This window comes from Lactiplantibacillus sp. 30.2.29, assembly GCF_018991255.1.
GTDB lineage: Bacteria > Bacillota > Bacilli > Lactobacillales > Lactobacillaceae > Lactiplantibacillus > Lactiplantibacillus pentosus.
In genome coordinates this window covers 48,535-70,407 of sequence record NZ_JAGYGU010000019.1, presented here as the reverse complement: position 1 = coordinate 70,407, position 21,873 = coordinate 48,535, and the positions used below count along the sequence as shown (strand labels likewise).

General features: G+C 44.4%; 23 protein-coding genes. 18 read left to right on the top strand and 5 right to left on the bottom strand.

Features of this window, described 5'->3' with window-relative positions; all coding sequences use genetic code 11:
* Positions 1–74 precede the first annotated feature (74 nt).
* Positions 75–749 carry a GDSL-type esterase/lipase family protein gene (locus KGF65_RS11440; protein WP_050339850.1) on the bottom strand — a complete coding sequence of 225 codons (675 nt, stop codon included), beginning with the start codon at positions 747–749 and terminating at the stop codon, positions 75–77.
* A gap of 205 nt (positions 750–954) precedes the next feature.
* Between KGF65_RS11440 and KGF65_RS11435 the strand changes: the two genes are divergently transcribed.
* From KGF65_RS11435 to KGF65_RS11415, 5 genes are all read left to right on the top strand, one after another.
* Positions 955–1,293: a MarR family winged helix-turn-helix transcriptional regulator gene (locus tag KGF65_RS11435; protein ID WP_216748492.1), complete on the top strand. Its 339-nt coding sequence runs from the start codon at positions 955–957 to the stop codon at positions 1,291–1,293.
* A gap of 437 nt (positions 1,294–1,730) precedes the next feature.
* Positions 1,731–2,228, top strand: a complete 498-nt coding sequence (locus tag KGF65_RS11430; protein WP_050339844.1) for a GNAT family N-acetyltransferase — start codon at positions 1,731–1,733, stop codon at positions 2,226–2,228.
* Between the two features lie 136 nt (positions 2,229–2,364).
* Entirely contained in the window at positions 2,365–3,150 is a 786-nt protein-coding gene (locus KGF65_RS11425) for an AzlC family ABC transporter permease (RefSeq protein ID WP_021337274.1), read from the top strand.
* A gap of 20 nt (positions 3,151–3,170) precedes the next feature.
* Positions 3,171–3,521 carry an AzlD domain-containing protein gene (locus KGF65_RS11420; protein WP_003642419.1) on the top strand — a complete coding sequence of 117 codons (351 nt, stop codon included), beginning with the start codon at positions 3,171–3,173 and terminating at the stop codon, positions 3,519–3,521.
* A 68-nt stretch (positions 3,522–3,589) separates the two neighbouring features.
* Positions 3,590–4,306 carry a sulfite exporter TauE/SafE family protein gene (locus tag KGF65_RS11415; protein ID WP_216748493.1) on the top strand — a complete coding sequence of 239 codons (717 nt, stop codon included), beginning with the start codon at positions 3,590–3,592 and terminating at the stop codon, positions 4,304–4,306.
* Positions 4,307–4,467: 161 nt separating this feature from the next.
* Here KGF65_RS11415 and KGF65_RS11410 read toward each other — a convergent pair whose 3' ends face one another.
* The 3 genes from KGF65_RS11410 to KGF65_RS11400 are packed head-to-tail and all read right to left on the bottom strand — an operon-like array spanning position 4,468 to position 5,880.
* Complete coding sequence (locus KGF65_RS11410; RefSeq protein WP_050339842.1) at positions 4,468–4,902, bottom strand: hypothetical protein; 435 nt, start codon at positions 4,900–4,902, stop codon at positions 4,468–4,470.
* A 51-nt stretch (positions 4,903–4,953) separates the two neighbouring features.
* The gene (locus KGF65_RS11405; RefSeq protein WP_216748494.1) at positions 4,954–5,508 is read right to left on the bottom strand and encodes a DUF4352 domain-containing protein; all 555 of its coding nucleotides are present in this window, start codon (positions 5,506–5,508) and stop codon (positions 4,954–4,956) included.
* 9 nt (positions 5,509–5,517) lie between these two features.
* A complete protein-coding gene (locus KGF65_RS11400; protein WP_050339840.1) occupies positions 5,518–5,880 on the bottom strand; it encodes a DUF4064 domain-containing protein in 363 nt (120 codons plus the stop codon).
* Between the two features lie 65 nt (positions 5,881–5,945).
* Here KGF65_RS11400 and KGF65_RS11395 point away from each other — a divergent pair, with 65 nt between their 5' ends.
* Positions 5,946–7,031 (top strand): protein kinase, encoded by a 1,086-nt coding sequence (locus KGF65_RS11395; RefSeq protein ID WP_101872785.1) that lies wholly within the window; start codon positions 5,946–5,948, stop codon positions 7,029–7,031.
* Between the two features lie 481 nt (positions 7,032–7,512).
* A complete protein-coding gene (locus tag KGF65_RS11390) occupies positions 7,513–8,427 on the top strand; it encodes a hypothetical protein (protein WP_216748495.1) in 915 nt (304 codons plus the stop codon).
* A 332-nt stretch (positions 8,428–8,759) separates the two neighbouring features.
* Here KGF65_RS11390 and KGF65_RS11385 read toward each other — a convergent pair whose 3' ends face one another.
* Positions 8,760–9,956, bottom strand: a complete 1,197-nt coding sequence (locus KGF65_RS11385) for a cyclopropane-fatty-acyl-phospholipid synthase family protein (protein WP_050339837.1) — start codon at positions 9,954–9,956, stop codon at positions 8,760–8,762.
* Positions 9,957–10,098: 142 nt separating this feature from the next.
* Between KGF65_RS11385 and KGF65_RS11380 the strand changes: the two genes are divergently transcribed.
* From KGF65_RS11380 to KGF65_RS11330, 11 genes are all read left to right on the top strand, one after another.
* Positions 10,099–11,148 carry a cell surface protein gene (locus KGF65_RS11380; protein WP_101872787.1) on the top strand — a complete coding sequence of 350 codons (1,050 nt, stop codon included), beginning with the start codon at positions 10,099–10,101 and terminating at the stop codon, positions 11,146–11,148.
* A gap of 370 nt (positions 11,149–11,518) precedes the next feature.
* Positions 11,519–12,673, top strand: coding sequence for an ROK family protein (locus tag KGF65_RS11375; protein WP_003639810.1), 1,155 nt, complete (start codon positions 11,519–11,521; stop codon positions 12,671–12,673).
* A gap of 155 nt (positions 12,674–12,828) precedes the next feature.
* Complete coding sequence (locus tag KGF65_RS11370; protein WP_003639809.1) at positions 12,829–13,902, top strand: AI-2E family transporter; 1,074 nt, start codon at positions 12,829–12,831, stop codon at positions 13,900–13,902.
* A 75-nt stretch (positions 13,903–13,977) separates the two neighbouring features.
* Complete coding sequence (locus KGF65_RS11365; protein ID WP_003639808.1) at positions 13,978–14,670, top strand: 2,3-diphosphoglycerate-dependent phosphoglycerate mutase; 693 nt, start codon at positions 13,978–13,980, stop codon at positions 14,668–14,670.
* A 248-nt stretch (positions 14,671–14,918) separates the two neighbouring features.
* Positions 14,919–15,656, top strand: a complete 738-nt coding sequence (locus KGF65_RS11360; RefSeq protein WP_158296956.1) for a class I SAM-dependent methyltransferase — start codon at positions 14,919–14,921, stop codon at positions 15,654–15,656.
* Between the two features lie 200 nt (positions 15,657–15,856).
* Entirely contained in the window at positions 15,857–16,102 is a 246-nt protein-coding gene (locus KGF65_RS11355) for a hypothetical protein (RefSeq protein ID WP_031267586.1), read from the top strand.
* Positions 16,103–16,283: 181 nt separating this feature from the next.
* Complete coding sequence (locus tag KGF65_RS11350) at positions 16,284–17,048, top strand: HAD family hydrolase (RefSeq protein WP_216748497.1); 765 nt, start codon at positions 16,284–16,286, stop codon at positions 17,046–17,048.
* A gap of 67 nt (positions 17,049–17,115) precedes the next feature.
* Positions 17,116–17,277 carry a hypothetical protein gene (locus KGF65_RS11345; RefSeq protein ID WP_225083042.1) on the top strand — a complete coding sequence of 54 codons (162 nt, stop codon included), beginning with the start codon at positions 17,116–17,118 and terminating at the stop codon, positions 17,275–17,277.
* A gap of 824 nt (positions 17,278–18,101) precedes the next feature.
* A complete protein-coding gene (gene galE / locus KGF65_RS11340; RefSeq protein WP_050339830.1) occupies positions 18,102–19,097 on the top strand; it encodes a UDP-glucose 4-epimerase GalE in 996 nt (331 codons plus the stop codon).
* Between the two features lie 327 nt (positions 19,098–19,424).
* Entirely contained in the window at positions 19,425–20,660 is a 1,236-nt protein-coding gene (locus KGF65_RS11335; protein ID WP_101872791.1) for an MFS transporter, read from the top strand.
* A gap of 4 nt (positions 20,661–20,664) precedes the next feature.
* On the top strand, positions 20,665–21,870 hold the full coding sequence (locus KGF65_RS11330) for an ATP-grasp domain-containing protein (protein WP_181185312.1): 1,206 nt from the start codon (positions 20,665–20,667) through the stop codon (positions 21,868–21,870).
* Positions 21,871–21,873: the final 3 nt, after the last annotated feature.

The following is a 21,873-nucleotide window of genomic DNA, read 5'->3' as shown; positions in this document are numbered from 1 at the left end:
TTTATCTATCAACACTAAATATCATAGACCCCGATTTTTTTGGATGCTAGCTCGTATCATTGGGCGAGTGATGGTTATTTCAAATAAGGCAACATATTGTTAAAAATGATGTCATAGCCAGCAGGAAGTGGATGGAGACCGTCAAAAGTGAGTGTTTTCTTTAAATTACCCGCGGTATCCGTTAATCCAGCGTTTAAGTCAATGAAATCGAAGTGATGCTTTGTAGCTAGCGCTTTGACTTTGATATTGGCCGCCATCGTCATCGCATTAGTTCGATGTTGCGCAACATTCGGATGGGGATCATCAGTGGGATTAAAGTCGGCAACGGTGTTGATTGGATAATAGGCCATAATATAGACCTGCGTATTCGGCAGCTTGTTAGCAATTAGCGTCATTATCTGATCATAATTATGCATCATGGTTTCTTCTGGTAGGTTAAAGCTCATGTCATTGGCACCGATTTGTAGGAACAAGATACTAGGTTGGAGCTCAAAAATCAGGGTATCCATATGTGCAAGTTCGTCGGCAGTGGTCATTGCGCGAATGCCACGATTATAGATTTTATGTTTGAGCTGTAATTTTGTTTGTAGCGCTTCAATTGGAAAAATTTCAACGGTCGATGAGCCAGTGATGACAATCTGCCCTTTGAGTGCGGTTTGATTGGCGGTAGCATATTTGTTTAGAATGGTTTGTTGAAACTTAACGATGCGTGGATCGAGATTGGTTAACTGGATTGATTCATTAATCATGATAAAACCTCATTTTTAAATAATGTTAGTTAAACTAACTGTTTGCAATACTAACTCTAAATAGTTAGTTAGTCAAACAGTTTTGATGGCTAATTTTATTTGGTATACTTGAACCATGGAGTGTGAGAATATGGTAGATACTTAAGCAATAATTGCATTATTTCACCAAGTCGTCCGTGGTGAAGAGGTACTAGTACGCGAAAGAATGGCCAAACCTATCCCAACACAGCAATTGATGGTCTTAGCTTTCATTGTTGCCCATCCAGGCGTTATTCAACGAAACATTGTTGACCTGATTGGACGAAAAGCCGCAACCGTATCGGTGATGTTAAAAAATATGGAAAAGCAGGGGTTGATTACACGGCAAATACCGAGTGATAACTCGCGAAACAAGAAGATTTTCGTCACTGATGAAGGCCGTAAGCTAACTGAGAGGTTTAAAGAAACCCGCCAGCAAGTCCACGAAGAAATGTTAGCCAACTTATCGACGGATGAACGACAAGAATTGCGACAACTAGTGGCCAAAATCAAAATACCAGATTAGCGGGTTGGTGTACTAGTTGTCCTCGATGTGCGGGAACAGTCGGATTGATATCGTTGGATAATAATGGTGAAAAGTATTGCGGATTCGCTCGATTGGATTGTAAAAGCTTGGTGATGTATATGAAGATGGCTTTTGATATTTGAATCTGGTAGATGCGTGATGTGAGTTCGCATTCAGCCTTAATAATGATGAGACGTGTGATTACTTAAGTTTAAAGATAGCTGATTTAAAATAGCTGGAAACAATTTGAGTTTAATCTATTTTTCCTGTTCCAGCGTTGTCAGCCAGCCCCGGAAGTCGGACTAAGGCGCACATCGGCAGACGAACAGTAATCCAACTCATTCAATAAAATCCGAGTCGAATTTAGTTAGCATAACTTCCAATCAAATGTATAATTAAACTGAGAGTAATCGTTAAGACGAATGGAGTGGGAAGCTATGAGTGTGTCATTACGCATCGCAACAATGTCGGATTTACCAATTATTGTGGATATTTATAACCAAACGATTCCAAGTCATCAGGTGACTGCTGACCTTAAGCCAGTCACGGTGGAGCAGCGGCGGCCGTGGTTTTTGAGCCATACGCCAGAACACTATCCAATGTGGGTCGTGATCAACGATGACTTAGTGATTGGCTGGGTCAGTTTATCGCCATTCTATGGGCGCGCGGCCTACGCGAAGACTAGTGAAATTTCAGTCTATTTGGATCGTAGCGTTCAAGGTAAGGGCCTGGGTAGTCAAGTGCTGGCATTGATTCCAGAAAAGCTACCAGCACTGGGGTTAACGGCGATTGTCGCGTACATTTTTTCAAGTAATATGGCCAGCATTAAGCTCTTCAAAAAATTTGGTTATGAACAGTGGGGGTTCCTGCCAGCAGTGGCTGAGTTAGGTGGTCGTCCTAACGATTTGGTGATTTTAGGACAACATTTTAAGTGAAAAATAACCAAGGAACCGCTTACATACGTTGAAAAACTTAACAAGGTGTAGGATTGCTATAAAAAACATGTTAAAATTAAGTTCGAGTGTCTAAGTAGTTCGACGCTCAACATTGTTGCTAGAATTCTTTACTGGTATGGTACTGGAGGCATTCTTGGTGAAAAAGAACGAGCCAAATTGGTTAGTGGTATTGCGGACTGTGATGCCACTTGGGCTTAGCTATATTCCCATCGGGTTAGCGTGTGGGGTGCTCTTGCATGCGGCCGGGTTCAACCATCTACTGACGGCGTTAATTTCGGTAATGGTCTTTTCCGGTGGCGCCCAATTTTTAATTGCATCGATGCTAACAATCAATGCACCGATGACAACCATTATTTTGATGATGTTTTTCTTGGAGTTACGGTACGCCTTGTTAGGTTCCAGCCTATCGCGTTACTTAAAAGGGCAATCGCTACCGTTTATTTTTACGTTTGCGTTTTCGATGAATGATGAAAACTATGCGGTCAACTACTTAAAGTTCGCAACCGATAAGCATTGGAAACCATCACAAGCACTGCTGGTCGAACACTATTCGTTGCTATTCTGGACCGTCAGTAACATTGTCGGGAGTCTGATTGGCAGTGCCCTGACGATTAATCTCCAAGTGGTCGATTTTGCGTTAACGGCGCTGTTCATTTATATGGCAATTATGCAAACTAAGAGTCGCTTGATCATCTTAGTTGCGATATTGTCTGGCGTTTTAACGATCGGGTTCCTAGTCTTGATGAAGAGTACGTTGGGCTTAGTCGTTTCAACGCTACTCGCATCATTGACCGGTTACTTTATTGAACGTTACTTGTTAGCACATAAGCCAGAAAGTCATTTACTCTATAAGGTTCACGATCCCACTGGCCCAGCAGCCATGGAAGAATCTGACAAGTAGGGCACAGAGGGGTTTTTCTTATGCAATCAGTCAGCTCAATGAGTAGTATGGACCACTTTTGGTTGGTCATTTTTTGTGCGTGTGTGGCCTTTATTCCACGCTTCTTTCCATTACTGTTCTTTACGAAGCGGAAGATTCCAGAATGGTTCAACGAGTGGATGCGGTTCGTACCCGTCTCACTGTTTACAGCGCTCGTTGTCAAAAGCGTCTTCATTGATAGTAAGTACGCGGTGATTACTTCGGGTAATCTGGGCATGATCATTTCAGCGATTCTCGTTGGATTTGTGGCCTACCGGACGCGTTCAATGACGTTGTCGGTGGTGATCGGCTTAGTATCAGTGATGATTTTCGTGTTGTTAATTCATATATGATGTTAGTTGGAACTGGATGATCCGGTTCTTTTTTATTATGGTTAAAATAATTGTGAGGAGGCCTGTAAATGACGTGGTTATTGGTATTCTTACCGGGACTGTTGGCAGGACTAGTCCAAGGCTTGACCGGCTTTGGGGCAGCAATCGTCATGATGATTTTTCTACCGCAGCTTTTTTCAATTGCGCAAAGTGCTGCGGTTGCTGGGGTGATTATGGCGGCAAGCGTGCTGACTTTGGTTTGGCGGAATCGGCACCATATTCATTTACGCCAAATCGTGATTCCGTTTATCATCTACGCGAGTGTAGCGGCCTATTCAGTGCATCTCGGTCAAGAATTGGATGTGCAACTATTACGCCGGCTACTCGGGGCCTTGTTAGTAGCGTTGGCGATTTACTTTAGTCTAAGCAAACGCGCGGCTACTCAGGTCTATCCATGGTGGCTAGCCGGGATCTTTATGATTATTTCAGGCTTTTTCAATGGCCTGTTTGGTATCGGTGGCCCCTTAATGGCACTGTATTTTCTTTCGTTGGCAGATACAACGGCTGATTATTTGGGTAACTTACAAACCTTCTTCTTAATTGATGTCGTCTATATCTCAACGGTGCGGGTGCTCAACGGCATTTTGACACCAGTTCTGATTCCAAATATTCTAATTGGGATGGTCGGGGAGGTCATTGGAACTGCGATTGCGGCACGCATCTTACCGCATTTACCGATGACAACGGTGCGCCACCTGATTTACCTGTTTATTGGATTGAGCGGGAGCTATTATCTTTTTATTTAAGCGCTTCGTCAAGTGAAGTTGATAGACTGTAAATCTTATTTAGCGGTATCCCGGCAGCGACATAAAAAACGACTGATTCAAAGCGACCTTCATAACAGGCCGTGAATTGAATCAGTCGTTTTGTATTAATCAGTGAATTTGAGTGCCCGCCCCAGTCCGTGCTAATCAGCTGCGGTAATTGTCCCTAATCCGTATTGGTAGAGAAGCTCGTCAGTACGGTCTAAATCATAGCGCTGGCTGAGTGCAAAGATAATCAGTGCATCCCATTCATCTTTGGCATACAAGACGGCATAGCCGGTTCGTTTGAGCATCGTATTGAGCTCAGTCAGTGAAAGCTTGAACCCAAAGCCTAACGCAATCATGCGTGCCCGGTTGGGGCGGCGTTTGCCATCAAAATACTGGTAGCCAATCGATGGCGTCAGATTGGCTTGTCGGATGACCTGACTTTTAGTGACCTGCTTAACCTGAATCAGCTCGGCAAGGTATTCAGCTGGGTTGGTGCGGATAAAACTGCTGGCCATATTTGTCATAAATTGATCGGCCTCACTTGCTTGTTCGATTTCGTTGAAAAGTTCACTCGTTTTACGTTCTGTCACGACTGGCCCTCCCTAATACGTGTGGTTTGATTAGTATTAGTTTACCAGAGATTATTGTAATTTAAAGGTCAAATGACGGTCACTGAAGTAGCTTGGGTTATAAATCAATTCAACGGTCCCGTTCGCTTTGGATTGGCCAGTCATGGTTCCACTGACGGTTCCACCAGCGCTCAAATCACCACTATCCAGTTGATCGTTCGCATCAATGTTGATTTCATCCAGACTGGTTTGGTTGCCAGCGGCTTTGATTTCGAAGTCGTAAGGGTTGTAGGAGACCTTTTCCTTACCGATATTTTTGAGCTTGACCGTTACAGTGTAATACTGATTGCCAGTTTTCGGCTGATCATCATCCAGCGTCGTGGCCGTTTTGACATCGGTCACCGTGACCTGAACGTGATCGATGGTAGCCGTTTCGCCAACTTTGTAAACGCGCTTGGTTGTGGCCTTTTTCGAGCTAGATTTCTGACTCGTAGCCTGTTTGGCAGATGCGGCCTTAGAATTAGTCGCGTCATCGGGCGAGCTGACGATGCCGATGACGATAAAGGCGCCGAGGGCAATGAGCACCCAGACCGACCAACGTTGATACCATGATTTGCTTGTCTTCATATGCTTGACCTACTTTCTCAGTGCTAAGCCGCCTGCGATGACGATCAGTAGGCCACTTAAAATCCCAAAGGCGCTAACGAACACGAAATTCAGAATTCCGCATAAGATAATTAACCAGCCCATCAAGACGTGGTTGCGGTTAATAAAGGCGCTCAAAATGATAGCTAATGCGGAGACGACGATACAACCGACGCCGAGATTACTAACACCGGCGCTACCGCTGGCTTCAAGAGCACTACCGATACCGCCGATCGTCATGGCGAGTAGTCCGGCAATGATACCAAAGATACCGCCAATGATACCGAGAACTAATTCGGCCGTCCGAGAGCGGGGTGCGGATGTAGTGAGATCAGTTTGACTATTTTTTGACATTGTAATTCCTCCAAAAGTATGGTTATGATAAGTGTTGATAATTTAAGTAAAAAGGGGGCCGCCGGTTGTTACCAATTGTGCAGGCGATGCAATTATTGAGCGAAGCGGGCTACGAACCACTGGGGCCGCTGTTGCCAACACGCGAATTTCCATTATTAGTTAAAAAGCAACAAGTGGTGTCCGTCGCAAAAATCGTGCGTGATGACAATCTACCCGTCTTGCAACGGCTCAAGCAGCAACCGGTTCCCCGGATGCCCCAAATTGAGGCGTTATTAACGCGGCCGGATTGTGTCGTCAGCATCGAAACGCTGATCAACGGTCAGACTCTGGCCGACCAACTGCGAACCCAGGGGCCTTTTTCCCCTGAAATGACGGCCCGGGTCGCAACGGAACTGTTACAAACTTTACAAGCATTAGCTGACCGCGAAATCGTGCATCGCGACTTAAAACTCAGCAACGTGATGTGTTATCGCGACCACTATTACTTGATTGACGTGAATGCGGCCCGACAGCACCATGTCGCCCAAAACGCAGATACCCGCTTACTCGGAACGAGTGGTTTTGCGGCCCCCGAGAACTATGGGTTTGCTCAGACCGACCAACGAAGTGATATTTACTCGCTAGGGGTGGTCTTGAACTGCTTACTAACGGGGCAGGAACCCCGCGGCCCATTGGATACAGCGACCCGCACTGCGGATGAGGTCTGGGGCCCGATTATTGCCCAAGCCACGGCACTGGATCCAGACCAACGCTATCAAAGCGCCACGGCGATGCTCGCTGCCATCCCTGGCAAGTCGGCGCCGGTAAGCCCGCAACCCAAACCAGATACGCCTAAACGGCAAGCGTTTAAAGTCCAGTTAACTGCCAAGTGGCAACACCGGCTACAACGTGGACTCGTAATCACGTTGTGGGTTTTGTATGGTGTCTTAATTCTCGGCTTAATGGGTGCTGGTTGGGACCAGGCGACCGTTGCCGCCAAAATTAACTTTTGGTCGAGCGGATTTTTGATGTTCGTTGCCCCGCTAATCGCTCATTATTTCAATCGTTGGCTCAAGCAACAGTGGTCGTCCAAGCAATGGTCCCGTTACCGTTGGTGGCTGCGCATCGCCGAAACGGTCGTCATTTTGGCGGGAATCATTTACATTGGATAATGTACATTGGCTGGTTAACCATTCGCTAGTACGTTAATTATCATAATCGTTACGATGATAAAAGGCTTATGCAAAATGCATAACTGTTGGGTCATTTCAATTTGGGGTGTTGTGGGCCACACCAATATAAGTGCTAGCGGATCTGTAAGTTTAGACTATGACTAAGCGCTGCTATATGAGTCGCGACTGATAGGAAGTCGCTGGTTGATTCTCATCAGCAATAATCCGTTTATATAGAAATAATCGGCCATTCTAGTGTTTTAGATTGCCGGTTAATCATGAAAAATTCAAAGTCCGACTAGTTATGCACAACTAGCCGGACTTTTTTTAACGTTTTGGTGATATTTTGAGATGGCAATAATGTTGAAAAAACTAATTTTCTGAAAATTTGAAGTTAATAACTACTTTATGTTACAATATCAATCGTTGTTATAATAATTAAAATATATGTAAATTGATATAAGAAAGGAATATTAAACGGATGGATTTAGAACATAAGACGAGTTGGCGTTACCTGTTAGGGTGGACATTTATCTTACTAATGGTGGTGAGCGCCACATATTTGCATGACGTGGAAATTATTTTGCCGGAGATTGGCGCCCTGACGGCGGGGACTTGGATTTATCGCAAGGCGGACTGGACACGGCAACCCAGAAAATTATTTTTAGCGCCATCCGGAACGGCGGTCATCGGCTTCTTGGTCAACCGCCTGCCAACGGATTATCCAATCAAAGTTTTGATTGGCGTGCTATTGATGTTGCTACTATTGAAAGGGTTGAGATCCAACTTGGCGCCAACCTTTGCAACTGGACTATTACCCATCATCATTAACGCCACCCACTGGTCATTCATTGTCGCAATTTTCTTTTGGACGCTGAGTCTGATGGTTGGCGTTCGATTGCAGCAACGACAACCAGCAATTCATTCGGCACCGGCCACCGCTAATTGGTGGCAAATGCTGGGATTTAGTTGTCTCGTGCTCCTCTGGGTCAGTATCGTGTGGTTCGTAGGCCAGCCGCAGATGGCTGCGATTCCACCGGTCATTGTGGTTTTCTTCGAGGCGACTCAGCAGACGGATTATTCGGTGAAGCTCGCCATTAAACAATGGACCGCATTGACTGCCGCAGCGACGATTGGCGTTGGCGTGCACTTGCTGGTCGCTTCGTGGCTACTGACGACGATATTGACCATGCCGTCAGTGTACTTGTTATTGTTAGGTTTACGGCTTAAATTGCCAGCTGCCTACGCGTTTCCGCTGTTAGCGCTAGTGTTGCCAACAGAGATGTTCGACAAGTTGCCGTTGTCGGCGGCACTGGCTGCGGCCTTCTTCTTAGGCGCGCTCCTAGCGTACCAGCGCGTGTTGGACTGGGTACGTGCGGCGGTTACTGAAAATTAGTAGAAAGATCTCTGAAAAAGGTAATCAGAAGCTTGGCGGTTTCATGAAAAATCAGGACGCTATGAACTTTATTCGATGATTACGCGTGCAACGGGTCAGGGGTTTAGGGGCAGCTTAGTCCTGCCTCAAACCGACTCTAGACGCGATTAGTTCGTCTGATGAATGAATTAAGCGAGCAATCAAGCAAAACGAGTATAGTGACGGCATTCTAGCAATAATGAGCTGCTCACAATAAACGGATTAATTCGCAATTATACGAATAAATTATAACTGGCGACAAAAAAACAAGCGTTCAGAATCCATAAAATTCTGAACGCTTGTTTTAAGCTGCATTAAGCATTTTTATTGATACGATTGTCCGCATACATGTACTTCCGCGTCATTGGTAAGTTCCGTGATGAAGCACCCTTAGTAACGAGATACTGCATAACGTCGATGTTACCAGATTGGAAGGAAGCGGCGCAGGCTTGGAGATAGAGGTCCCACATCCGCGTGAAGCGTACGCCCATCTTTTCTTCGATTGCGGCACGTTTGGCATTGAAGTTTTCGTCCCAGATTTCAGTGGTCCGTTGGTAATGCCGCCGTAACGTTTCAACATCAGCGACTTGTAGGCCGGCTTCAACGATGTGTTGGAGGTTTTCAGTCATCCCGGGAACGTAGCCACCTGGGAAGATGTACTTGTCTAACCAACCGTTAGTCGCACCACCTTGTTGCCGGGTAATCCCGTGCAGTAAAGCGACACCGTTGTCTTTAAGGTAGTGGTTAACGCGTTCGAAGTACATTGCTAAGTTGTCCTTACCAACGTGTTCAAACATGCCGACACTGGTGATGTAATCAAAGGTCTCATCGCCTAGTTCACGGTAATCTTGTAACCGCACTTCGGCAACATCGCTCAAGCCTTCATCTTGGATGCGCTTGGCAACTAAGTTATATTGTTCTTGGGAAAGGGTGACACCAACGACTTTTAGGCCATATTCCTTCGCAGCCGTAAGCATCAAGGTTCCCCAACCACAACCAATATCAAGCAGCGTCTTGCCAGGTTGTGGGTTGAGCTTTTGGATGATGTGGTGCACCTTGTGAATCTGTGCTTCTTCCAACGTATCCGTATCGTGCTTGAAGTAAGCGCAGGAATAGGTCATGGTTGGGTCAAGCCACATCTTGTAGAAGTCGTTACCAACGTCATAATGGCTCTGAATATCCTGTTGGCTCTTCTTTTCAGAGTGCGATTGTTTTGGCATGAACCGCTTGAATTTGGAATTGTTGAAAAAGCTTTCTGCCGATTCGTAGGCGGATTCAATTAATTTCTGAATACTGCCGTCAATTTCAATTTTGCCATCCATGTAGGCTTCACCGAGTGCGATGGACGCATTCTTAGTGATGTCGCGCATTGGAATGGCTTCTTTAAATGTCACTGTTACTTCTGGTGTGCCTTCACCATAAGTTTCACTACTACCATCCCAGTAGTTCACTGTGACGGGGATATTGAATGAGTGACTCAAAAGGGTGTGGTAAAAAGTTTTCTCTAGCATTGCAATAAGGATCCTTTCTTCGTAAAATACATTAATTATTATACGCCTATGAAAATGGTTTTGTAAGCACAACGAATCGCGAGGTTGTTTGCAAACATGGTATAATAAATTAATTGGAAAATCAGCTAATGGGGGTGTCGTGATGAAGAGATGGATGTGGATCGTGTTTGCGGTAATTATCGCCGTGGGGGTCGGTAGTTACTCTTACACACGTTATCGGTTGCAAGAAGAATCCTATGCTGATGAGATGCGGACGGGTGAACGGGCACTGAAAAATCACGATTATTCGTTGGCTGAGACGAGTTTTACGCACGCTTCGCGGACACGGGCTAGCAATGCGACGGCTCAGCGCTATTTGACGCAGACCCAGACTTTCGTGGATGGCACGCAGGCGATGAACAATCGGAAGTTTAGCGCGGCCAAACAAGACTTCACGACCGTTAAGACGACTAAGCACGGGTCAACGACTTTGATTCAGCAGGCCCGTGAACAGTTGACCTTACTGCAGAAGATTCAGGATAAACGCAAGACGTATCAGGAACAGTACCAGCAAGCCTTAACGCTGAACAAGGCGAACGAGTTTACGGACTCGAACGTCGTGATTGCGACCTTATTAAAAGACAAAACGTTCAAGCAGCGGTATTATCAGGATATTCGCAAGAACGTGCTGACGCTCCGGAAGCAAAACAACGCTTCACTTAAGACGTTGACGGGATCAGTGCCAGCTTTGCCAAACACGGCCCAATCGATTGCTGGGACGAGCGGCGCACAATCATCACCGTCTCAAAATGGGCAGACTAAGCAGAACTCGCAGGCTAACTCAAGCTCGTCGTCAACCACGGCATCTGTGGCTAATGGGGCTTCGGGTACAACTAGTCCGAGTGCCAGTTCTAGCAGCAATCAGATTCAAGCGACCCGGGCGGAATTGAATGAACAGGGTGTGGATGCTAGTCAGTATAGTGATGCTGAGATTCAGGCCATTATTCAACGCGCGGCGGCACAACACTTGTCCTTAGCTCAGGCGGTCAAAACGATGAATCAGTCGTCGGACCAGATCCAGGCAACCCGTGATGAATTATCACAAGCTGGTTTTGATGCTAGTCAGTACACGGATGCCCAGATTGAAGCGATTCTTCAGCAGGCGAGTTCGCAGCATATGTCGATCGCACAAGCGGCAAAGTCGTTGCAGTGATATAAGCAAAATAATAGCGGTATGGAAGCTCAATTAACAATCATCGATAAAACACCTACTTTTAGGTGTGAATCGGTGATTTTTTTATAAAAACTGTTATAGAATGTAGGAGTAAGGACGGAGTGTTTCCGTTCATTACGGTTTGTTTTACGGGGGCGGTCATTTTATATCGGTATTGACCTTTTTTTAACGCATATATGTCAAAATAGGTATAAAAATGACTATTTTGTGTACTATTTTTGTTTGATGCTATAGAATATTAACAGATTAGGGGGTTAAGGTGCCCGTTGACCAGTGGATTAATGGCAGGCCCAATCAGCGTGATTTGGCAAAGTAATCCGGATGTCAACGGTGGACATCGAGATTCAGTATGATTATTAATAAACATGTGATGCGCAGTACGAATGAGAAGCAAGTTCTGCAGCAGGTTATTAACGAAGGACCAATCAGCCGGAGCCAAATTTCACGGAATCTGAGTTTGAATAAGGTAACGGTATCAGACATTTATAACCAATTACTTCGCACCCAGTTCATTAAGGAGATTGGTTGCGGGGTCAGCACGAAGAACGGTGGCCGTAAGCCGGTAATGGCCGAGTTGAACGTCAATTACGGCTTTGTGGCAAGTATTGATATGTCGGCCGACGCCATCAAATTGATGTATTCCCGTTTAAACGGGAAAATCCTGCACTTCCAAAGCTTCAAGACCAGCGATATGACGTTAACGGATGTCATCGACCTGATTGAAGATCAATTACGGAATGTTGACGACTACGGCACGATTCATGGCTTAATGGGGGTTGCAATCGCGCTGGATGGCATTATCTATGAAAATAAGATTTTAAAGACGCCAATCAAGGGCTTGACCCACTTTGATTTAGCGAAGTACTTGCGGGATAAATTACGGATTCCAGTGGTACTGGAAAAGAAAGCTAACTTAACGGCCGTATTTGAACGGGATTTCCACGATAATGAAATCTTTGACAACGTGGTCTCCATCGTCGTTCGCGACCAAATTCATGCGGGTATCGTGGCTGACTCGCGGCTATACTCTGGACATGAGGGTGAAGCTGGCGAAGTCGGGACCGCGCTATTAGAGGACCGGCGTGTCGAGAATCATATGGCTTCCTACAATGATTATGCGTCTGAAAAGGCCTTGTGGGCACGGCTCAAGGAAATCAAACAGGTAGACCGGCTCGATTTGACGACGGTCAAGCATGATTATATCAATCATAATAAAGAAGTGACGGCAGTCTTCGATGACTTCGTTTACTACCTGTCCAAGGTGATTGCCAACGTTTCCACTGCCTTTGCGCCGGACGTGGTCGTCCTAAACACGACGGTCTTGGAAATCTTGCCACAACTATTGACGGATATTCGTGATAACACGGCGAAGTTGACGTCACCAAGTCGGCAGGTGCCAATCATTGCGACGAAGAATGTGCAATCCGCAGCGCTATTGGGTGGCGCGTCGGTCATCATTCATCAAGCGTTAGGTTTGGAAAGCTTAAAAATGCAGTTCTCATGAGTAATCAAGTGTCCATTTAAACGAACGCGTGAAGTTTATCAAGTGATTAGTGATAAACTTTACGCGTTTTTTATCGGAACGTTACAGCCTTTTGATGTTTATTAGGGCCGCTTTCCGTTAAAATGGACGTATGGGATAGCAGAGGGGTGGATTTTGTGGAATTTTGGTCGCAACTAATTCGAAATGTGCGTTGGCGGCGTGCATTCGTATTAGCGCTGATTGTGTTAACACTGTACTTAGCTTCAAGTATGATGAGTATCATACTATTAACGTTTATCTTTACTTTTTTGGTGACGCGACTCGTTCGGGCCATTCGGCGATGGGTCAAACTACCGCCGACGCTGATCGTGATCGTCATCTATGCGCTCGTGATATTGGGGATTTATTTTGCGGTATCGATCTATTTGCCGCAATTGATCAAGCAGACTTTTTTGACCTTTGAATCGGTCTACCGTTTCTATCAGAATCCGTCACATGACACGAACCAATTGTTGACGTGGGTGACGTCGTATTTCCAAGAATCTGACTTACTTAAACAACTGAAGGGTGGAATCTCAGTTGTTTTCCAGTACATTACCAATATCGGTAACATGGGATTGACGTTCTTCTTGTCCTTTATTCTGAGCTTCTTCTTTACAATTGAAGATCACCAGATGCGGGTCTTTACAAAGCGTTTTTTGACGAGCACGTTTGGCTGGTTCTTCCAGGATGTCTATTTCTTCGCCAAAAAGTTCGTGAACAGCTTTGGCGTCGTCTTGGAAGCACAGTTCCTGATTGCCATCGTGAATACAGTGATTACCGTGGCGTTCATGGCAATCTTGAAAATGCCGCAATTGATTAGTTTAGGTTTGATGATTTTTATTCTCAGCCTGATTCCGGTCGCCGGTGTGATCATCTCAGTCGTCCCACTGAGCCTGATTGCATATTCAGTCGGCGGTTTACGCTACGTTGTCTACATGTTACTGATGATTCTCGTGGTGCACGCGCTGGAAGCCTACGTGTTGAATCCAAAATTCATGTCGAGTCGGACGGAATTACCGATTTTTTACACGTTCGTCGTCTTACTGGTGAGTGAACGCTTATTCGGAGTCTGGGGACTGATTGTCGGTGTGCCGATTTTTAACTTTATTTTAGATATTATCGGTGTGAAACCGGTTCACCGGCCGCGCCCCAATATTAATCTGAAAAAAACGATTACTTTCCACCCGGATTCTGAAAATAAGCACTGATATTGTTTTGATTTTTCGCTTTTTCAGTGTAAAATAGGGTGAGTAAATAACTTAAGAAAGAGGTCATTAACTGCTATGGCAAAATTAGTATTGATTCGTCACGGTCAAAGTGAATGGAACTTATCTAACCAATTTACTGGTTGGGTTGACGTTGATTTAAGCGAAAAGGGTGTTGAAGAAGCTAAGGCTGCTGGTCAAAAAGTTAAAGAAGCAGGCTTACAATTCGATTACGCCTTCACTTCAGTTTTGACTCGTGCCATCAAGACTTTGCACTATGTTCTTGAAGAATCCGACCAACTTTGGATTCCTGAAACCAAGACTTGGCGTTTAAACGAACGTCATTATGGTGCATTACAAGGATTGAACAAGAAGGAAACCGCTGAAAAATACGGTGATGACCAAGTTCATATCTGGCGTCGTTCATACGATGTTTTACCTCCATTATTGAGTGCCGATGATGAAGGTTCAGCTGTTAACGATCGTCGTTACGCTGACTTAGACCCTAACATCGTCCCTGGTGGTGAAAACTTGAAGGTTACCTTGGAACGCGTTATGCCTTTCTGGGAAGACCAAATCGCACCTAAGTTATTAGATGGCAAGAATGTAATCATTGCTGCCCACGGTAACTCATTACGTGCTTTGAGCAAGTATATCGAACAAATCAGTGATGATGATATCATGAACCTTGAAATGGCTACTGGTGAACCAGTTGTCTATGACTTTGATGAAAAGTTAAAGGTTCTTGGCAAGGAAAAGTTAGGCAAATAATTTAAATAGTTATTTACTGATTTTGGAGCACTCCGCTGTCTCAGGGGAGTGCTTTTTTGGGCGCTGAGGTCGGATAACGTGTGATGGGGTTGGCAGTTGGTGGCAAATGGACGCTGAGTGCTGAATTGAAAACTAAACTTTTTGTTTCAGAAAGTAACCGGCCTTATATATTTAGATAAAATCAATTATGATCAATGATGGTGGCGTATTGCTTGAAGGTTTGGGGATTTAAAGGGGGACAAAGCTGGATGAATATTAAAAGGTACGGGGTCGATGCGCCGTTTGCACTACTGATCTATACCGTTTTTGGTGTGGGACTACTGTTGCATGCCTACGTAAATCGGTTGAACTATCCGATTGGCATTGAAATGACGCTAGGAATTATATTATTGTTGGGTGCGTTGATTTTTTTGCATACCACGGCACAAGGGAAGTACCGGTTGTTTGATGAGGCGATGCACCGCTTAAATCTAAAACCGGACAGTCAGGTCTTAGATTTAGGCTGTGGTCGGGGAGCACTATTGACTCGGATTGCACAGCGGTTAGGCCCAGCCGGGAAAGTAACGGGCTTGGATTTGTGGTTGTCGCGGGACCAATCACATAATAAGATGGCCGTGACGCAAAAAAACGTGGAGGACCTTGGCCTAGCCAATCGAGTTGATTTGGTGACTGGGGACATGGCTAAACTAGACTTTCCAAACGCGAGCTTTGATGTGGTAACGTCCAGCTTTGCCATCCATAATATTAAGAATGAACAAGCTCGGATCAATGCTGTCAAGGAAGCCATTCGGGTTCTAAAACCGGGTGGTCATCTGATGATCATTGATACGGGTCGCAATATCAACGAGTACGGTCAGGTCTTTCAAGACGCTGGCTTGCAAATCACCCAGTCAATGAGTTTGGGATTTAACGGTTGGTGGGCGACCCCGCTAACTGATAGTTACGTGGTCGCTGGCAATAAGCCAACAAGTGACACGGCAAAATAGAGATTAAAAAGAGAATAAGAATAATTGTTAATAACACCGCTTATTTGTGGGTAAGTTAATCATTATCTGGGGATAAGCGGTGAAAAAGATGAAAATTGTGGTTAATTAAATTATCCACAGTGCATAACTTTTACGGCATAGAAGTTATCAACAAGTTTGTTAGTAAAGAAGAGAAATTGATTGCGGGGTTAAGTGGAAAAATGAGTGAAGCAACAAGTGAAGTAACACAACGTGAAATGGTTCGGATTATCAGTCAGTTCCGGAAGCAAGGTTTCAAAGGAAACTATCTGAGTTTTCAACATGTCGCTGACGAAGGCGCATCGTACTTCGTTGTGATGGGTGATGAAAATAACGGTAATCAAGGGTTATTTAAGATTGACTTGTTGACTGGTGAAATTGCGTTTCAGTACATGCTGGATGAAGACCATGTCGTAAGTTCAAAATAATAAGTTTCTGGAGACACAATGACCGAGTCTGGTTGTTGTGTCTTTTCTGTTATTAAATTGGCCTTTACTTCATCACCAAAATTAGAGCTAGCCTTTTAACAGCATTATTCGTATAATTATCTTTGTCTATTCCCGCAAAAGATGAGATTGTTGAACATTCACTTAATTTAAGGAGTTAATCATGAATTTTGTTTTTGATATCGATGGTACGTTAAGTTTTGATGGTCGGACTATCGCCCTACCCATTACACAGGCACTAACCTACTTAATTCGAGCGCACCATAAAGTTGTCTTTGCGTCTGCTCGACCAATTCGCGACTTACTTCCCATTATCCCAGAATTTGAGCATCAGCCCTTAATTGGTGGTAATGGTGTTATGACCCGGGTATCAGAAAAGTTATCCGTTCTCCAACCATTACCACCCGCTGCTGTTCAACAATTGAAGCAGCTCATAGAAATTCACCACTTAGATTATGTTATGGATGGCACGTGGAATTATGCCAGTCAAGTTTCTACTGACAATCCAATTTTACGTCAACTTGATCCTCAACGGTTAGCCCAACGCCAACCATTAGCTTCTTTAAATGATCCGGTTAAAGTTATTTTATTAAATCTAGCTCCAGTACTGCGCGCAAGAATCAAGCGATTATTAATAACACTAGATCTAGTCGTCATTGAACATAGTGGTGAAGGAAGCTTGGACATCACTGCCCAAGGAATTAATAAGGCCCACGCTTTGGCTGATATTGGCTTTGAACACTATATTGCTTTTGGCAATGATGAAAATGATCGAACCATGTTAGGTTGTGCCCGGCAAGCAGTTTGGGTTACTAGTAAACCCGAATTAGCACCCGTCCCCCAAGCCATAATATGCCCCCCAGATGCTGAATCCATAGCAGCACTAATTTCAAACTTAAGTGATAGAAACGACTGCCATGTTGAATAGAGCAGTAATCCCTTAAACACTTATTCATTGTTTTGACTGAAAAAGCAACAGAAGTAACACAAGTGAAATGATTCGAATTATTGGCTTGTTCCGGAAGCAAGGATTTAAAGGTAATTACCTTAGTTTCCAGCACGTCGTTGATGAAGTGGCCACATATTTCGTTGTCATGGGTGACGAGAACAATTGGAATCAAGGGCTATTTAAAGCCAACCTGTTGACTGTTTTTTGAAGCACTTCGCTGTCTTATGAAGTGCTTTTTTTGCACAGTCGTTTCGATAGCTGATTCCCTGTAACCTGTCGTTTGTTAAGCGTTCGGTTGTTAGATTTGAGCAGTAATTAAATGTGAATTCTATTTCAGAAAATGCGTGGTAAATATAAGAATGATGTCTATGTAATCGGTTATTTGGAGCTTGCCATAGCGATTGCGAAGCCCGCATTTTATAAGTCCTGAGTGCATTTTAATATTTATTTATCTTTTTTGAGCATTCATGAAAAGCGGGAATTTAACATTCTTATGTGCAAGAGTTATAAAATGGCAAAATCCTAAAACATCCGCTGACAGCCTTTACAGATGGTGGAAGTTGCATCATCATCTTATATTCATGTTGCTATCGAGCTGCTCTGACCAGTTAAAGTCATTGGTTTACTCTACTTGCTGTTTTGATATGGAAAGCAAAAGTGGCTCTCAGACAATCAGGCACGTTCCATAGTTCATCGGGAAAAGTACGTGACAATCTCCTCAGGATGACATATTTACTTGATAATTTTTTCATGAATATATAAAAAATGTTGTTAAAACGTTGATGTGACAGGGCTTCTAAATTGTTGACAAGGGCTACTTGTTTCCGATAAAGTTATCGTGTCATAAAGAAAATGACGAAGGCCAAACGATTCTGCACACCGAGGAGAGGCGAGAATTCGGCATGGAAATAAACAACCCACAGCCGCTACGAGGAAAGCAACCGGTCTTAGTTAGTACAGTGCTGAATGACGTGTAAGTGCAGAAGTTCCGTGTGAACTGACAGAATTTTTTGACAATTTGGGGGAGAAAAAATGGCAATTTTAGTGTTAGGTGGCGCCGGATATATCGGCTCTCACACTGTTGATTATTTAGTGGAAAAGGGGAACAAGGTTGTTGTTATTGACAATCTTGTGACAGGACATCAGGAAGCAGTTCATCCAGATGCAACCTTTTATCGCGGCGATGTACGGGATAAAGCGTTCCTGGACAATGTATTTGATGAAGAAGACATCACTGGTGTAATCCACTTTGCAGCTTTTTCAGTTGTTCCAGAGTCGATGGTCAAACCGTTAAAGTATTTTAACAATAACACGGTTGGTATGATCACGTTGCTGGAAGTCATGCAAGCGCATGGTGTTAAGCGAATTGTATTCTCTTCAACCGCTTCAACATATGGGACACCTGAGCGTATCCCGGTGGCCGAGAGTGATGTTCAAAAGCCGATTAATCCTTATGGGGCAAGCAAGCTCATGATGGAAGAAATTATGCATTGGGCTGATATCGCCTATGGCATTAAATTTGTTGCATTGCGCTACTTCAATGTTGCTGGTGCCAAATTAGATGGCAGTATTGGAGAAGACCATGGCCCTGAGACTCATCTGGTTCCAATTATTATGCAAGTCGCACAGGGGACGCGCCCAGAATTACAAATTTTTGGCGATGATTACGACACGGCTGACGGAACCAATGTACGTGACTATGTTCATGTCATTGATTTGGCGGATGCACATATGTTGGCGTTGAATTATTTGAATGAAGGAAACGACAGTACGGCCTTTAATCTCGGTTCTTCAACTGGCTTTTCTAATCGGCAAATTTTAGAAGCTGCACGTGAGGTTACTGGACGCGAAATTCCTGCTAAAATTGGTCCGCGGCGGGCAGGGGATCCAGATACATTAGTTGCGGCCAGCAGTAAGGCCCGGGATGTATTAAAATGGACACCACGTTATGATGATGTTCATGAAATTATTCGGTCCTCATGGCTTTGGACGCAGAAGCACCCACAGGGATACTCAGATTTTGAATAGATAAATTGTTGGCGCATTATTCAGTTGAACGATGAATGATGCGCCTTTTTAGTTACAGCAATAGCCCCAAACAATAAGTGATACTACCCCATTAATAATCAAAGTAAAGCCCCCACGGCACCAATTAAATACTCACATTGAATCAGACAAGTACGGCTAAGTAACTGACGTAAGGTAACCCCCGGCGCCATTTGACAAAGAAAATCGGGCGAGGTACGATAGCTACATAAAAAAATGATTAGTTTGTAGTTAAAAATAGATTAATATAAGCTGAGTTGGGCTGGTGATTTTCTAAAAAAGGCTTTCGTCGTTTAAAGTGGGTGAGTCATGCATAATATTTTTGCGAAGTACCTAAACAAAAGTGTGTTTTATTATTTATCGGGAACATTCATCAATAATATTGGCAACGGGATCTTTACCCTGATTACCAGTAAAATCATTTATGATCAGACTAATTCCGTTGCGATGATTGGGTTGATCATTATTATTCAAAATGTGATTGCCAGTTCCTTTAACCTCATCGCCGGTCACATTGCGGACCAACTGAGCGCGAAGAAAATTTCAATGATTGCGGACATTGTGCAAGGCGCCGCTGTCTTAATCAGTTTGCTGTTGATCAACACCAGATTCCGGTTGGCGGCACTATTGACGACCATGATTCTCATTAACTTAGCACTGCCATTTTTCCGAGCGGCCAATTTTAAAAATGTTGCTGAAATCAAACGTGGCTCGCTTGAATTGTCATCCCTGAATGCGATCAGGAGCTCCTTGAATCAAGGTGGGCAGTTGATTGGTGTCGCACTCGCCACACCGTTTATCTACTATAGTTGGTATGAGAGCGCGTTACTGATTAATATGATTACTTTCTTCATTTCGGCCTGCTGTACCGCCCGGATTGAAGTTGTGATTGCTAACGATGTCGAGGCGACCGTCCAAACGGCGAACGATAATCTTATTAAAGACTGGATCGTGTTTATCGGCTTCCTGAAGCGGAACTGGGTTATTCTAGTCGTCCTAATTTTTACCATCTTCGATTATCTCGCGGTGAACGTTGTCAACCTGATGGAAATCAAATATAGCACCAAAGTTTTACATAACGTTGCGTGGATGGGCATGATGGATGGCTTTTTTGCGGTCGGTTCAATGCTGTCATTTCTGATTGTCGGTAGATTAAGTCAACGCTGGAATTTCAACGTTCTGATTTGGCTGGGGCTATTCGTACAAGGCATCGGGTTTATTATTTTATCCCAGACCAGTAGCGTGTGGCTCACGATGGCGATGATGTGGCTCATTGGGTTATTCAATGGGACGTCGATCACCTTTTTCCAAACTAGTTTGCAACTTAACCTTGAGACCAAGATTCATGGTAAAATTTCTAGTTTTCGGGATATTTTGGTCTCACTATCGACCATCGTTTTGATTCCACTGTTTTCAAAGGCCATCGATTATTCAGTGTTGCAAGGCCTGTTGCTATTAGGGATGGTCTTGATTGGTGTGACGGTGGTGCTAGTCATTGTTGCTCAGGGTGCCAAGTTTAAACAGCTCAAAATTAATGGGAGGTAGCGCGATGAATTATGTGTTAGTGGGTAAGAGTGTGGTGATTGCGCGGAAAATCCATCAGGTGAGTCCACAAAGCAACCTCCTGATTGTTGACGAACAAAGCAACTTAAGCGAAATTTCGATGCCTGCAGAAATCCAAGCGGCACATTATGTTGAAATTGCCTATCAGAATGAACCACAGATTGACCAGCTTGTCGCGCAATTGAATGGCAGGTCGGTTGATGCCATCATTCCGGTATTTGAACGTACCGTGACTTTGGCCAATCAGTTGGCGGCCGCAATGCAGCGGCCTAGAATTGGTGATCTGGGGGCAAAACTGTTTCGAAATAAGCTGGCGTTGCGTTCTTTTTGTCAGGATTTGCCGATTAATCAACCTGCGTATCAACAAGTGACTTCCATTGAACAACTTCAAACCTTCTTCAAGGCGCATGGCGCAATGATTTTGAAACCAACGATGCTGGCCGGTTCATTGGGTGTCGTTAAGATCACCGATGAAGCTCAGTTGGCATCAGAATTTGCATTTTGCCAGCAAATTGCTGAAGACGCCGATGAACCAGTCGCCTTGATGGCTGAGGAAATGATTACGGGTGCCGAATATTCATGCGAGTACGTGGTGCAATCCGGCCACGTTATTTTTCAGAATCTGACTAAGAAATTCAAATTTCATAACGACTTTTTTGTGGAATCCGGACATCTTGTGCCGGCCATCGTCAACGGTCAGTTACGACAAGCTATTTATCAAATGATGGATTGTTTGGTGAATGCAGCCGAGATAGACACCGCCGTTTTACACGCTGAATGGCTCGTTACCGCTGACAACCAGCCCTACTTAGTGGAATGCGCGGGGCGTCGGCCTGGAGATCGAATTGTGGACTTGATCACTGCGGCGTATGGGGACGATTTTCTATGGAAATACTGTCAATTATTAGCTGGACAATCCGTCTCATTTAACGCGACTACCCGTAATTTTGCGAGTCAAACTTATTTTGATGCGCAACCAGGCGTCGTTGTGAACATTGAACACGAAGCTGCGCTGGACCCGTATCCACATCAGTTAGCCGTGTCAGTCGGGGATTCAGTGCCGGTCTTTAGCGATTCGGAAAAACGCTTGGGATACGTCATTATTAGTGATTCCGATTTCTTCCGCTTAGAAGACTTACGGCACGAGTTACTTGCGACGTTTAAAATCGTGACGGAAAAGAAGGCGGATTAGCAT